The organism is Paractinoplanes polyasparticus, from assembly GCF_019710575.1.
Taxonomy (GTDB): Bacteria; Actinomycetota; Actinomycetes; order Mycobacteriales; family Micromonosporaceae; genus Actinoplanes; species Actinoplanes polyasparticus.
Map to the genome: position 1 here is coordinate 1 of NZ_JAHWFK010000063.1, position 13,247 is coordinate 13,247.

Sequence of the window (13,247 nt, forward strand, 5' to 3'; positions counted from 1 at the left end):
GCCGCGGTCGGGCTCAACGCCTGGTCCCACGACTGCGCAAACGTCTTGGCGCCGTTCGCGATCGCCGCCATGTCCTTCAGGAACTGCGCGTCGCCACCGGTGAACAGGCTCTCACTGTTCTTCAGCACCGGCACACCACCGGACTTGACCCACGCCTCCTTCTCGGCGTCGTCGACCAGCGTCGTCGAGAAGAACTTCTTCGCCGTCTCCTTGGCCTCGGCACTGGCCTTCGACGAGATCGACAGGTACTGACCCGGGTTACCGACGGTGTTGCTGGGGTCGCCCTTGCCGCCCTCGACGGCCGGGAAGTTCATCCAGCCCAGCCCGCCGTCCTTGACGAAGTTGCCACCCTGAGCGGTCTGGATGCCGTACGACCACGAACCGTGCAGCATCATGGCTGCCCGGCCTGTGTAGAGCAGCGCCTGGTCGGCGTTCGAGTCAGCCGTCGTCGAGCTGAAGCCCTTCTGGAACCCGTTGGCCTTCACCAGATCCTGGATCTTGGTCAGCATGTCCAGCACGGCCGGGTCGCTCCACGCGCCCTTCTCACCGGCGAACACCCGGTCGAACACCTCCGAACCCGCCGTGCGGTCCAGCAGGAACTCCAGCCACATCATGTTCGTCCACCGCGACTGCCCGGCCAGCGAGAACGGGGCAACCTTGGCCGCGTTGAACTTCGGCACCAACGCCATGATCTCGCCCCACGACTTCGGAGGCTGCACACCGACGCGCTCGAAAACCTTCTTGTTGTAGAACAACACGATCGGCTGGACCGTCTCGATCGGCATCGCGTAGATCTTGCCGTTGACCGTGGCCGCACCGAACGAGCTGGGCAGGATCTTGTCCTTCACCGCCGCGTTCTGACCGAACCAATCGGTCAGATCCTCCACCAGGTTCGAGTTGACGTACTCCTTGAGGCCACCACCACCCCAGCCCCAGATCATCGTCGGACCCTGGTTCGCGCCCAGCGACGTCTTGATCTTCTGCTTGTACGCGTCGTTCTGGAAATACAACTCACTGATCTTGGTATCCGGGTTGGCGTCGTTGAACCGCTTGACAGACGCCTTACGCACCGGCTCACCGGGCGGCCCGCTCAACGACCAGTAGGAGGCCGCACCGCCACCACTACCACCGCCGCTGCTGCTGCCACCACTGCTGTCACTGGGGCCGTCACTGCCACAGGCCGCGAGCGCGGCGGCCGCGCCGGCTCCCACACCAAGACCGAGGAAATTACGCCGATTGATCACGTTGAACTCCGTACTCGAAGCCGGGAGGCGAGAAGCCGGGGAGGCGAGCTGGCGTTAACGTAAGATTGCGAAAAGGTCATGTCAAGGGTTCGAAAACTTTCGACGCCCCGCGCCGAAAACTCAGACCGCCGCCGTCGACTTCCGGATGATCAACTGGGTCGCCAGCTCGATGCGCGGCGCAGCCAGTTCCTCCCCCGCGACCAGGCGCAGCAGGTTGCGCATGGCGACCCGGCCCATCTCGGCGAACGGCTGCCGGACGGTGGTCAGCGGCGGCGCCGACCACCGGGCGGCCAAGATGTCGTCGAAGCCCACGATGCTGACGTCCTCGGGCACCCGCAGACCCAGCGTGCGGGCGGCCTCGATGGCGCCCAGGGCCTGGCTGTCGTTCGAGGCGAAGAGCGCGGTCGGCCGTGCGGTGCGCCCCAACAGCTCCAGGGCGGCCGTGAAGCCGGTGTTGAACATGAACGGGCCGGCCATCATCAGCTCGGGATCGCTGGTCAGGCCGCGCTGGGCCAGGGCGGCGTGGTAGCCGTGCAGGCGGGCGATGGCCACCATGGCGCCCGGCGGGCCCTCGATGAAGCCGATCCGGCGGTGCCCCAGCTCGAGCAGGTGGGTGGTGGCGGCCATCCCGCCGTTGAAGTTGGTGGCGCCGACGCTGGGCACGTCCGGGTTGGGCAGGTTGACCGGGTCGATCGTCACCACCGGGATGTGCTGCTCGGCGAAGTGCCGCGCCTGCTGCGAATTGATGTCCGAGGTGACCAGGATCAGCCCCTCGCGCCGGGCCGCGGCCATCCGGCGGGCCCAGGCCGCGCCGAGCGGGTCCTCGGGCAGGATTCCCACGACCACGTCGACCTGCTCGGCCGACGCGGCTTCGAGGGCGCCGTGCATGATGTCGAGGTTGTTCGGCGTCTGCATGGCGTCGAAGACCAGTTCGACGGTGCGGGCCGCGACCTGGGCCCCGCCGGCCCCCCGAGCCACGTACCCGTGCCGCACGAGCAGCGACTCGATCCGCGCCCTGGTCTCCGGCGCGACGTCGGTGCGCCCGTTGACCACCTTGGAGACGGTGGGCACCGAGACCCCGGCCTCCCGGGCGACCGCGGCCAGGGTCGCGCGCCGAGCCTTCTCCACCCGTGCCTCCGCTCGCACCGAAAGCTGTATCGCAACATTTCGGCCGCGTTAAGTCCAGAGCCCGCTACAGCGCTCCCGTGAGGATCACGATCCCGAGGCCGATCAGCACGACGGGGAGCACGACGTGCCCCCACCGGCTGAGCGTCCGGGCGATGACCGGCCGGGTGGCGAAGAACCGCCCGGCCGCCACCCAGACCGCGACGAGCACCAGGAAGACGCTCACGAAGACGGCCGTGCCCCCCGCGCCTGCGGTGGCGAAGACCGGCACGTAGACCCCGATGTTGTCGCCGCCGTTGGCGAATGTCACGGCAGCGACCTCGAACAGGCCCGGCACCCGTTGCTGCCGTTCGCCCTCTTCCTCGCTGTCGCCGCGCTGCCGCCAAGCTTGAACCGCAGCCTTTATCCCGAGGGCCAACGGCAACAGCCCCAGAAACGGAGTCACTCGCTCCGGCAAGAATGAGGCCCCGGCCGCCGCCGCGACGGCCGCCACCAGAATTCCGGCGAAGCCCAGGTATTGCCCGCCGGTGATGTTCCGGGCCGTTCCGCGGCGGCCCGCTCCTTGCGCGAAGAACAGCGCCAGAATCACGATGTCGTCGACATTGGTGACGGCGAACAGCCCCACCGCCTGCCCGGCAATGCCCCAGCTCATCTCGAGCGTCAGGCTACGCGGGCCCGAATGACGAAGCGGTGGGCGCGCACCCGGAACTCGCCGGTCGCCCGGATCCGGGCGTCGACACGGCGCAACGGCTCCTCGTAACCGGCCACCGTGAAATCGGGGATCTGCCAGGGCACGGCCCGCAATTGATGGACCAGAGCGCCGACGTCATGGAACGTGAACGCCGGCCATTCCTCGCGGACCTCGAGCACAGTCAGACCCGCCGCAGCCGGCTGCGCTGACGCAGTTTCGGCCGTCCACGTGGTGTCGTAAGGCTCGGGAGCGCCCAGGGCCTCGTTGATCTCGCGGCAGTCGTCGCTGCCTACCTGCTGGGTCAGAAGATTGCCACCGGGGTGTAACACCCGGGCGACCTCGGCCGGGTTCAGGCGCCCGTGCCGGTTGAGCACGGTGTCGGCCGAGCGGTCGGTCGCCGGCAGTTCGGGGCCGGGGGCGAAGCGCACCTCCACCCCGAGCGGAGTCAGCCGGTCGCGGGCCACGGCGACGTTGGGTTGCCAGCCCTCGGTGGCCACCGTCCCGGCCGGCAGCGGGGCCAGCCCGCACCAGCGCCTGCTCTCGCGCTGGAGCCGCGAGGACGACGTCGCCGTCGCCGCGGCGCTGGACGCCACCCGCACGGCCGATCTGGCCGACCACCTGATCGCCCTGGCTGACGGCCGGCTGCACGCCGCCGGCGACCCGGCCACGGTGCTGACCGAGGCCTGCGTCCGCGCCGCCTTCGGCCTCGACAGCCAGGTCATCACCGACCCCACGTCGGGCAAGCCGCCGATGCTCCCGCTGGGTCGTCATCACGTTTACCCCCATATGTGACAATTCGGGCATGGTTCTCACCGACTGGCACCGCCTGCTGACCACCGCCGTCGGCATTCAGCTGCAGGCGGCCGCCACCGAGGGGGACCTCGCCCACTACGAGGACCTGCTCCAGGCCAGCCTGCCGTTGCAGCTCAGACGGCTGTACCGGGTCAGCGACGGCGTCTACGACGAGCGCGGGCAGTGGTTCGTGATCTGGCCGCTGGCCCAGCTGCCGGCCCGCAACGAGGCGGACTGGGCCAAGGACGGCCCCCGCCGCCGCGAGCTGGTCGCCTTCGGCGACGACGGCACCGGCGGCCCGTTCTGCGTGCCGCGCGACGGCGGCCCGGGAGTCTTCCTGTGGGACGCGCTGACGCCGGCTCCGCTATGGCTGGCCAACGACGTCGGCGACTTCTGGACCAGCCGGACGGGCTAAGTCGTCGCCTGGGCGTCCTGGCCGAAGCCACTTCCCCCGCCACTGCGATCGCCACCGCCGGCGCGGCCACCATGCTGCTGGCGACCCTGATCCCGCGCCGGGCGCTCGCTTCCGCCTGACCACCCGGCGGGCCGACGGAGCGGGATTCGCGCGGGGTCTTCATCAGTTCTGCACAGGTCGGGCTCAGGGTCCTGGGCCATGACAGGCAGCATGACCGCGGCGCGCCCGGTGACCGCGCGAACGACCAGGCTCCATGCGCTGGACGGGCTCCGGCTCGTGTGTGCCCTGGGCGTGGCGGGCTACCACTACTCGGTGTCGTGGCGGCTGGACGGGGTGCGGTTGCCGGAGTACCACCTGCCGACGGCCAGCCATGTGCTGATCTACGGGTTTCTCGGGGTCGAGATGTTCTTCCTGATCAGTGGGTTCGTGATCGGGATGAGCGCCTTCGACCGGACGCTCCGGCAGTTCGCGGCGGCTCGCATCGCGCGGCTGTACCCGGCGTTCTGGGCCTGTGTGGTGCTGACGGCCACTGTGGTGACTTTGTGGCCGGTGAGCACCGGTGTGCCGGTCAGCGGCGTGCCCACCGTACGGGAAACTCTGGTGAACCTGACGATGCTGGCCGAGCCGGCCGGGGTGCGGCTGGTCGACACCGTCTACTGGACGCTCTGGGCCGAGCTGCGTTTCTATCTGCTGTTCGCGCTGCTGGTGATGTGGGGCCTGACCTACCGGCGGGTGGCCGGATTCGCCACCGTCTGGCTGGTCGCGGCCGGGGCCGGGCCCCTGCTGCCGGACTGGACCGGCCCGGTGGTCATGCCGGACTTCGCGCCCTACTTCGCGATCGGCGTCGCGTTGTGCCTGATGCGCCGGTTCGGGCCCACCCCGTGGCTGTGGGGGCTGGTGGCCGGCGGCTGGCTGCTGGTCCTGCCCCGGATGGCAGCCCGGGTGGCCGAGCTGCGCCCCGGCTTCGAGGTGCCGGCCGCGCCCGCGCTGGTGATCATCACGCTGGCCGTGGCCGCGCTGACCGCGATCGCGCTCGGAGCGACCGACCACTGGAACGTCCGCTCGCTGGCCACCGCGGGCGCCCTGACCTACCCGTTCTATCTGCTGCACCAGCGCATCGGTTACACCGTGCTGCGCGGCGCCCGGGAGGGCACCGAGTTGCCGGCCTGGCTGCTGCTCTCGGCCACGATCGCCCTGTTGCTCGGTGTCGCCTGGCTGGTGCACCGCTTCGTGGAGAGACCGCTGGCACCCCGGCTCAGGTCGTTCGTGGCAGGCTGATCACGAAGGTGCTGCCCTCCCCGGGCGTGCTGCGCACCGTCACCTCGCCGCCGTGGTCACGCACGATCTGCCGGACGATGGCCAGGCCGAGCCCGCTGCCGCCGGAGTCCCGCCCGCGGGCCGGGTCGGCCCGCCACAAGCGGTCGAACACCAGCGGCAGGTGCTCGGCGGCGATGCCGGTGCCGGTGTCGACGACCTCGAGCACCGCCCGGTCGCCGGCGGCGCGGGCGCGCAGGGTGACCGATCCGCCGGCCGAGGTCGCCCGCAGGGCGTTGCCGACGAGGTTGCTGACGGCCTGCCGGATCCGGTCGGCGTCGACGTCAGCCATCAGCGGCCCGGGCGCCTCGACAACGAGGTCGGCCCGGTGCGCGGTCCGCACCGTCTCCAGCAGCTCGGCCAGGTCGGTCGGCGCCTTGTGGTAGACCAGTGCGCCCGCCTCGGCCAGGGCCAGCTCCTGCAGGTCGTCGACGATGCGCTGGTTGTGGATGACCTCGTCGTGCAGCGAGGCGAACAGCTCGGGCGTGGGGTCGAGCACCCCGTCCTGCATCGCCTCCAGGTAGCCGCGCAGGTTGGCCAGCGGCGTCCGCAGCTCGTGGGCCACGTCGGCGATCAGCCGGCGCTGGTCGGCGTCGGCCGCGCGCACCGAGTCGGCCATCTGGTTGAACGCGCGGGACAGCTCGCCCAGCTCGTCGCGGGCGGTGTCGGGCACCCGGCCGAAGCGGTCGCCGCTGCCCAGGCTGCGTACGGCCGCGGTCAGTGTGCTGATCGGACTGAGCACGCGCCGGCTGATCAGCAGGGCGCCGCCGGTCACGAGGACCGCCACTATCACCGTGATGAGCAGGATCGGGCCGGCATCGAAACCGCGGGCCGGCTCGTTGGCGGCGCCGACGGTGAGCGTCAGCGGCTGGGGAGCTTCCGACGCGTACGCGATCTGCCGGCGGAACGCCGCCTGCAGACACGCCGGCACCACCCCCGACGCGCCCGGGCCGCACCGCTGGATCTCCAGCCGATCCTCTCGCTCCTGCTCCGGGCTGACGGGCTGGTCGGTGCACCCGGTCTCCTCCCGGCCGACGTCGGGGGGCAGCAGGTGCCGGGGCAGGCCGTCGGGGCCGGTGACCACCTCGACCCCGTACTCGAGGTCGAACAGGCAGGCGGCGAACAGGACCTCGTTGCGGTAGCTGCGGACGGCTTTCAGCGTGGTCGCGTGGGGGTCGGGGTCGTCGGCTCGCAGGATCAGCGTGGGGGTGGGGTCGACGATCTGCACGAACGCGCCGGGCGGCCGGGCGGCCCGCCCCTCCAGGTGATCGGTGTCCACCAGCACGGTGCCCCAGGGGTCGACGAGCCGGATCCGCTGCCCGGTGCGATCCCGCAGGTCGGTGACCGTCTGGTCCACGCGCTGCCAGGTGCCCTCGAGCACGGCCTTGTCGAGCAGCTGCTGCCGGATCAGCTCGGTGGTCTCCTGCGAAGCGGACACGGCCTCGCGCACCTGGTTGTCGGCCTGGTCGAGGATCAGGGCCGCGGTCACCGTGGTCGCGCCGAGCGCCACGAAAGCGACGAGCAGGAAGACCCGTACGCGGAAACTCACGACTGCTCCGCGAGCCGGTAGCCGCGTCCGTAGACCGTCTGCACGTATTTCGGGTCGTCCGGGTTGTCGCCGAGCTTGCGCCGCAGGTTGCGCACGTGGGCGTCCACGGTGCGTTCGAGCACGTACTTGTCGAACCCGAACGCCTTCTCGATGATCTCGGCCCGGGTGAAGGCCCGCCCCGGAGTGCGCGCGAGCACCTCGAGAATGCCGAACTCCTTGGCCGTGAGCACGACGGCCTGCCCCGAGATCCTGGCCTCGAACCGCCCGACGTCGACTTCCAGATCTCCCGTACGCAGAACAGGCTGATCCTTGTCCCGCAGCGCCCCCGATCGCCTTAGCAGGGCGCGCACCCGGGCCGCCAGTTCGCGCGGGCTGTACGGCTTGGTCAGGTAGTCGTCGGCGCCGGCGTCCAGCCCGCGCAGCACGTCGTCCTCGCCCGCCCGCGCGGTCAGCATCAGAATCGGGGTCTCCGACTCCGCCCGCAGGACCCGGCACACGGTGACCCCGTCCAGCAGCGGCATCATGACGTCCAGCACCACCAGGTCGGGCCGCAACTCCCGGTGCGTCTCGAGCGCCGCCGGCCCGTCACCCACCCACGTCACCTGATGCCCCTCCCGCCGCAAGTAGGCGACGGCCACCTCAGCCTGCTTGGGGTTGTCCTCGGCGATCAGGATCCGCGTGGTCACCGGCCGATGAAAGCAAAGATCCGCAAGTTCAAGGGCGTTTTCCCCGTACGCCCAGATACTCCTGCCAGATCAAGCGAGCAGCCACCGCCCGCCACGGCCGCCACGCCTCCGCCCTGGCAACCGTCTCAGCCGGCGTAGGTAGCACCGGCAGCCGCCACAACGCCGCGATCCCCGCGATGACCGCCAGATCACTCGCCGGCCACGCATCCTGCCGGCCCAGCACCGAGAGCCGGTAGACGGCCGACGTCCACGGCCCGATCCCCGGCACGGACTGCAGGACGGCATCCACCTCGTCGTCACCCAAGCTGTCCAGGGCCCCGAAGTCGAGCGTGCCCGCCACCACCGCACCGGCCACCGCGCGGGCGTACCGCGCCTTCTGCCGGCTGAATCCGGCCTGCCGCAGCTGAAGGTCGTCGAGCCGCAGAAGATTGTCGGCCGTGAGCGGATCCGCCAGCGCTTTCAGCCGTTCGAACACAGCTCGAGCCGAAGCGAGCGAGACCTGCTGCTCCAGCATGATGTGCACCAGCGAGCCCAGCCCCGGCTCCCGAGCCCACGTGGGCGGCACCCCATGGCGCTCCACCACCCCGGCGAAGACCGGCTCCCGCCGCAGCAGCTCCTCGACCCCGGTGCGCACCGTCTCCTGACTCATCACGAGCCCGATCATGCCCGCAGGCGGGTCGCTCAAGCCGCCGCGGCCATCGCCCGCAGGCTCTCGGACGCAGTGCGCCCAATTCTCACGGGTGTCCGCGCGACGGTGAGCCGGGCGGCAGGAGCGTCACGATCGTCAGGCCGAGAGTTCGGACAGGTTCAGGGCCAGCTTGCGCTGCAGCCGGGTGGAGCGGCCGGCCACGGTGAGCACGGCGTTGCGGGCGGCGCGGGCCACGGGATTCCGGACGGTGGCGACGCGCGTCATCCGGTCGGTCATCCGCACCACTCCGGCTGCGACCGGGCGGCGCTCCCGCTCGTACGCGTCGAGGTCGGGCGCGGCCGCGGTCAGCACCCGGGCCAGGGCCACCGCGTCCTGGATGCCGGTGTTCATGCCCTGGCCGCCGGCCGGGCTGTGGACGTGGGCGGCGTCGCCGGCCAGGAAGACCGGGCCGCGGCGGTAGTTGTCGGCCAGCCGGTGGTGCACCCGGAAGCGGGAGCTCCAGGCCACGTCGGCCACCGAGGCGCCGGGGCCGCGCTCGTCGAGCAGGCCCTGCACGTCGGCCGCGGTGGGGCGTTCGGGGGCTTCGTCCAGGGTGGCCACGATGCGGTAGCGGCCGCCGGGCAGGGGCGCGACCACGACGAGGCCGCGCGGGGAGAAGAACAGGTTCACCTCGTCGCGCGGGTAGGGCCAGGTCATCGAGACGTCGGCCAGCACGAACGACTCGGCGTAGCGGGCGCCGGAGAAGCCGATGCCCGCCTGCTCGCGGACGACGCTGTTCAGGCCGTCGCAGCCCACGATGAACCGCGCCCGGACGTGCTCGATCGAACCGCCGGGACCGGCCACGGTCACCTTGTCCTCGTCGACGCCGGTCACCCGGTGCTGCCACCGCACGGTGCCGCCGCTGGACGTCAGCTGCTCGCCGAGGATCCGTTCGGTCTCGTTCTGCGGCAGCATCAGGGTGTACGGGAACTTCGTGGGCAGACCGGCGAACGGCACCTGGAACAGCGCCCGGTCACGGTCGCGGACGGTGAAGCGCGGCACCACGATCCCTCGGCGGCAGAGCTCGTCGCTCACGCCCAGCTCGTCGAGGACCTCCAGCGTACGGGCGTGGATCACCGCCGCCCGCGAGGTGTTCGCCCCGCGCTCGGCCGCGTCCACCAGCACGTGGTCGACACCGCGCGCGGCCAGCGCACAGGCCAGGGTGAGTCCGGTCGGGCCGGCGCCGGCGATGAGGACTTCGGTGCTGACGGTCATGGTGACTCCTCAAGGGGTGTCGACCCGCTCGACGCGGGTCGCGGTGGTGGCCGTGGCGACGTAGTGGGGCAGCTGGCGCAGCGCGGCCGGCTCGTCGGTGGCAGTGGTGCGCCACCAGACCTCGTGGCCGCCGCTGCGGCAGGTGGCCAGGGCCGGGGTGTGCCGGAGCGGGCTCGGGAAACCGCGGAAGGCGGCGAACACGACCCCGCAGTCGCCGGCCGTGTGTCGGTTGTGGAGAAGGAAGTGCGGCACAACCACGAGCCTGCTGCCCCTCGCGCGGACGGACATCGGGGTGCGACCCTGAGGCTCATGGAACCCCTGGTGGGGCGCGACGCCGAAGTGGAAGCGGTCGGCGCCCTGCTCGAATCGCTGAAGGACGGCGACGCGCGGGTGGCCGTGTTCGCCGGCGAGCCGGGCATCGGCAAGAGCCGCATGCTGGCCGAGCTGGGCGCGCGGGCCGACGCGCGGGGCCTGCTCGTGCTGGCCGGCAGCGCCTCCGAGTTCGAGCGCGACCTTCCGTACTGGCTGTTCGTCGACGCGCTCGACGAGTACCTGCGGGCGGCCCCGCCGGACGGCCTCGACGATGATTTGGCCGAGCTCCTGCCGTCCTGGCCGGCCAAGGCGCAGGGGCGCGGAGACCCTCGCTACCGGGCTCACCGCGCGATGCGCCAGCTGCTCGAAGTGCTGGCCGGGGCCAGGCCCGTGGTGCTGCTGCTCGACGACGTGCACTGGGCCGATTCGGCGTCGGTCGAGCTGGTCTGCGCGCTGCTGCGCCGCCCGCCGATCGCGCCCGTGCTGCTCGGGCTGGCGCTGCGGCCCCGGCAGACCGCGAGCCGGCTGACCGCGGGCCTCGACCGCGCCGGGAGCCTGGTGACCCGCTTCGACCTCGGGCCGCTCAGCCTGGGCGACGCGCGCGAACTGCTGGGCCCGGAGGGCGACACCCTCTACGCCGAGAGCGGCGGCAACCCGTTCTACCTGGGACAGCTGGCCCGGGCCGGTCGCCGATCACGGCCCGTCGCGGCAACCGAGGCGGACGGCGTGCCGGCCGCGGTCACGATCGCCATGTCGGACGAGCTCGCCCTGCTCGATCCGGGCGTCCGCCGGGTGCTGGAAGGCGCGGCCGTGGCCGGCGACCCGTTCCTGCTCGAGCTCGTCGCGACGGCCGCCGGCCAGTCCGAGACCGCGGTCGCCGACGCCCTCGACGTGCTGCTCGACCGCGATCTCGTCCGGCCCACCGACGCGCCCCGCCGGTTCCGGTTCCGGCATCCGCTGCTACGCCGGGCGGTCTACGAGGCCGCGCCCCGGGCCTGGCGGGTCGGCGCGCACGAACGGCTCGCCCGCGCGCTGGCCGAGCGCGGGGTGCCGCCGGCGGGACGGGCTCACCACATCGTGCAGGCCGCGCGTCCGGGCGATCCGGAGGCAGTCGGTCTGCTGCGGACGGCCGGCGACGACGTCGTTCGGCGCGCTCCCGGCGAGGCCGCCCGCTGGTACCGGCACGCGACCGAGCTGCAGCCCGAGGCGCCCGAGCTGTGGGCCGCGCTCGGCGGCGCGCTGGGCGCTGCCGGTCGTCTCGGGGAGGCGAAAGACTCTCTGGTACGCGCCATCGAGCTGACGCCACCGGCGGAGCTCACCCGCCGGGTCACCTTGATCGCATCCTGCGCCGCCCTGGAACACACGCTCGGCCACCACGACTCCGCCCACCGCCGCCTCACGACCGCGCTGGACCGGGTCGGCGAGGCCCACCCGGCCGAGGCGGCCACGCTCATGACCGCGATCGCCCAGGACAACCTGTTCCGCCTCGAGTTCACCCAGGCCGTCGACTGGTCCCGGCAGGCCCGCGACATGGCCGTCCACCTGGGCGAACCGAACGGCGTGGCCGCCGCGGCCATGCGCCTCGCGTTCAGCGCCGCCTTCGCCGGGGACACCGCCACCGCCGCGGCCGCCTGCGCCGAGGCGGCCGCCCTGCTCGACGCGCGCGCCGACGACGAGCTGGTTCTCTCGCCCGAGCCGATCGTGGCCCAGCTGGCGGCGGCCGAGTTCCTGACCGGACGGCACGCGGAGGCCGGCCGCCACGCCGAGCGGGCCCTGGCGGTCGCCCGGCACCACGTGCCCGTGATGTTCTGGACCGGCCTGGCGCGGGCCGCGCTGGGCCGCCTGCCGGAGGCAGCCGCGCTGCTCGACGAGGCCGTCGAGGTCGCCCGCGCCGCCGGCAACCCGTCCATGCTGGGCTGGACCCTGCTGGCCCGCTCCTCCGTCGCCGCCACCTGCGGAGAGGCGGCCCTGGCGCGGACGCTGGCCGAAGAGTCCGTCGAGGCGCACGGCCCGGCCGTCGACACGTTCCCGGGCGTGTGGTCCCGGCTGCAGCTCGCCCTCGCGCTGGTCGAGGCGGGCGAGGCGGCCACCGCCGTCGTCCCCGACCTGGCACTGATCCCGGCCCCGCTGCGCCCGGCTGCCCTGGAGGCAGCCGTCCGCAGCGACCTGGCCGCCGGCCGGAACCCGCGAGCCGAGGCGAAGGGCGCAGCGCTGGCCGGCGCCCTGGTCGCCCGGCACGAGGGCCGCCCGCGGGAGGCCGCGGAGCTGGCACTGGCCGCCGCGCGGCACGGCACGGTGGTGGAGGTCGCCCACGCCCGCTTCCTGGCCGCGCGGGCCCTGTCCGAGGCGGGCGACACCGAGGAGGCCGTCCGGCAGCTCCGGCTCGTCTGCGAGACGTACGAGCGGTGCGGGGCGCCGCGCCGGCGGGCCGAGGCCGAGCGCCTGCTGCGCCGCCTGGGCCACCGCCGCGTCCATCATCGCAGCGCGCCCCGCTCCGGCCTGGCCACCCTGACCGGGCGCGAGCTCGAGATCGCCCGGCTGATCACCGACCGCCGCACCAACGCCGAGATCGCCGGCGAGCTCTACCTGAGCCGCAAGACAGTCGAGACCCACGTCCGCAACCTGTTCCACAAGCTGTCGGTCAGCTCGCGCGTCGAGGTCGCCCGCGCGGTCGAACAGCACGACCGCGAATGAGGGTGCGACCCTGATGTGCGGGGCCGGGCCCGTCACGGCACGACGGTGACCGGCCAGCGCCCGCAGCGGACCAGCTTGTTGCCGATCGAGCCGGCCACCCGGTGCAGCAGGTTCGCCGAGCGGCCGACGATCACCGCGTCGGCCCGCACCTCCCGGGCGGCGTCGCACAGCTCGGTGTACGGCTCGCCCGCCCGCACCAGCAGCCGGGCGTCGACGTCGACTTCGCGCAGGTGTTCGGCGAAGGCGGTGCGGAGTTCCTGTTCCAGCGCGTCCTGCGTGTCGATGACGGTGGCCGCCGCGCCGCCGGTGTCGGCCAGCGGCAGCAGGGCCGACGGCGGGGTGCGCACATAGACGGCGACCAGGCGGCTGCCCTGCCTGCGGGCCAGGCCCAGCGCGTACGCGGCCGCCCGCAGCGACGAGGTGGAGCCGTCGACACCGACGAGGATCGTGCTGGGGCCGTCGCGCATGAGCCACCCTTAATTACTGAACGCTCACTGTTCTGTTATCCAGAGTGTATCCTGA

The 13,247-nt window shown here is 72.3% G+C and carries 14 protein-coding genes; 4 read left to right on the plus strand and 10 right to left on the minus strand.

The genetic code is table 11. The annotated features are described in order from the left end of the window. From KXC43_RS45510 to KXC43_RS45525, 4 genes are all read right to left on the minus strand, one after another. A partial coding sequence (locus tag KXC43_RS45510) for an extracellular solute-binding protein (protein WP_308129560.1) occupies nucleotides 1-1,244 on the minus strand: 1,244 nt, incomplete at its 3' end. Nucleotides 1,245-1,364: 120 nt separating this feature from the next. Continuing rightward, on the minus strand, nucleotides 1,365-2,372 hold the full coding sequence (locus tag KXC43_RS45515; RefSeq protein ID WP_221382530.1) for a LacI family DNA-binding transcriptional regulator: 1,008 nt from the start codon (nucleotides 2,370-2,372) through the stop codon (nucleotides 1,365-1,367). A 64-nt stretch (nucleotides 2,373-2,436) separates the two neighbouring features. Further along, complete coding sequence (locus KXC43_RS45520) at nucleotides 2,437-3,021, minus strand: cadmium resistance transporter (RefSeq protein ID WP_221382531.1); 585 nt, start codon at nucleotides 3,019-3,021, stop codon at nucleotides 2,437-2,439. An 8-nt stretch (nucleotides 3,022-3,029) separates the two neighbouring features. Beyond that, complete coding sequence (locus tag KXC43_RS45525; RefSeq protein ID WP_221382600.1) at nucleotides 3,030-3,557, minus strand: class I SAM-dependent methyltransferase; 528 nt, start codon at nucleotides 3,555-3,557, stop codon at nucleotides 3,030-3,032. Here KXC43_RS45525 and KXC43_RS45530 point away from each other — a divergent pair. The 3 genes from KXC43_RS45530 (at nucleotide 3,550) to KXC43_RS45540 (ending at nucleotide 5,545) form a co-directional block, all read left to right on the plus strand. Continuing rightward, nucleotides 3,550-3,852 (plus strand): hypothetical protein, encoded by a 303-nt coding sequence (locus tag KXC43_RS45530; RefSeq protein WP_255645951.1) that lies wholly within the window; start codon nucleotides 3,550-3,552, stop codon nucleotides 3,850-3,852. The two genes, KXC43_RS45525 and KXC43_RS45530, sit on opposite strands and share 8 nt — an antisense overlap. A 10-nt stretch (nucleotides 3,853-3,862) precedes the next feature. Beyond that, complete coding sequence (locus tag KXC43_RS45535) at nucleotides 3,863-4,267, plus strand: SMI1/KNR4 family protein (protein ID WP_221382532.1); 405 nt, start codon at nucleotides 3,863-3,865, stop codon at nucleotides 4,265-4,267. Nucleotides 4,268-4,465: 198 nt separating this feature from the next. Further along, a complete protein-coding gene (locus tag KXC43_RS45540) occupies nucleotides 4,466-5,545 on the plus strand; it encodes an acyltransferase family protein (RefSeq protein WP_221382533.1) in 1,080 nt (359 codons plus the stop codon). On the opposite strand, the gene KXC43_RS53070 is transcribed toward KXC43_RS45540, so the two are convergent. The 5 genes from KXC43_RS53070 to KXC43_RS45565 all read right to left on the minus strand — a co-directional run bounded on the left by KXC43_RS53070 (nucleotide 5,523) and on the right by KXC43_RS45565 (nucleotide 9,971). Further along, on the minus strand, nucleotides 5,523-7,130 hold the full coding sequence (locus KXC43_RS53070; RefSeq protein ID WP_221382534.1) for a sensor histidine kinase: 1,608 nt from the start codon (nucleotides 7,128-7,130) through the stop codon (nucleotides 5,523-5,525). The genes KXC43_RS45540 and KXC43_RS53070 overlap by 23 nt on opposite strands. After that, nucleotides 7,127-7,816, minus strand: a complete 690-nt coding sequence (locus KXC43_RS45550; protein WP_221382535.1) for a response regulator transcription factor — start codon at nucleotides 7,814-7,816, stop codon at nucleotides 7,127-7,129. Before KXC43_RS45550 ends, KXC43_RS53070 begins: the two co-directional genes overlap by 4 nt. A 28-nt stretch (nucleotides 7,817-7,844) precedes the next feature. After that, the gene (locus tag KXC43_RS45555; protein WP_221382536.1) at nucleotides 7,845-8,480 is read right to left on the minus strand and encodes a DNA-3-methyladenine glycosylase family protein; all 636 of its coding nucleotides are present in this window, start codon (nucleotides 8,478-8,480) and stop codon (nucleotides 7,845-7,847) included. A gap of 120 nt (nucleotides 8,481-8,600) precedes the next feature. Continuing rightward, a complete protein-coding gene (locus KXC43_RS45560) occupies nucleotides 8,601-9,719 on the minus strand; it encodes an FAD-dependent monooxygenase (RefSeq protein ID WP_221382537.1) in 1,119 nt (372 codons plus the stop codon). Between the two features lie 9 nt (nucleotides 9,720-9,728). Next, nucleotides 9,729-9,971: a hypothetical protein gene (locus KXC43_RS45565; protein ID WP_221382538.1), complete on the minus strand. Its 243-nt coding sequence runs from the start codon at nucleotides 9,969-9,971 to the stop codon at nucleotides 9,729-9,731. 57 nt (nucleotides 9,972-10,028) lie between these two features. On the opposite strand from KXC43_RS45565, the gene KXC43_RS45570 reads away from it, so the two are divergent. Beyond that, the gene (locus KXC43_RS45570; protein ID WP_221382539.1) at nucleotides 10,029-12,725 is read left to right on the plus strand and encodes an ATP-binding protein; all 2,697 of its coding nucleotides are present in this window, start codon (nucleotides 10,029-10,031) and stop codon (nucleotides 12,723-12,725) included. A gap of 32 nt (nucleotides 12,726-12,757) precedes the next feature. Here KXC43_RS45570 and KXC43_RS45575 read toward each other — a convergent pair whose 3' ends face one another. Continuing rightward, nucleotides 12,758-13,192 (minus strand): universal stress protein, encoded by a 435-nt coding sequence (locus KXC43_RS45575; RefSeq protein WP_221382540.1) that lies wholly within the window; start codon nucleotides 13,190-13,192, stop codon nucleotides 12,758-12,760. Between the last annotated feature and the right edge of the window lie 55 nt (nucleotides 13,193-13,247).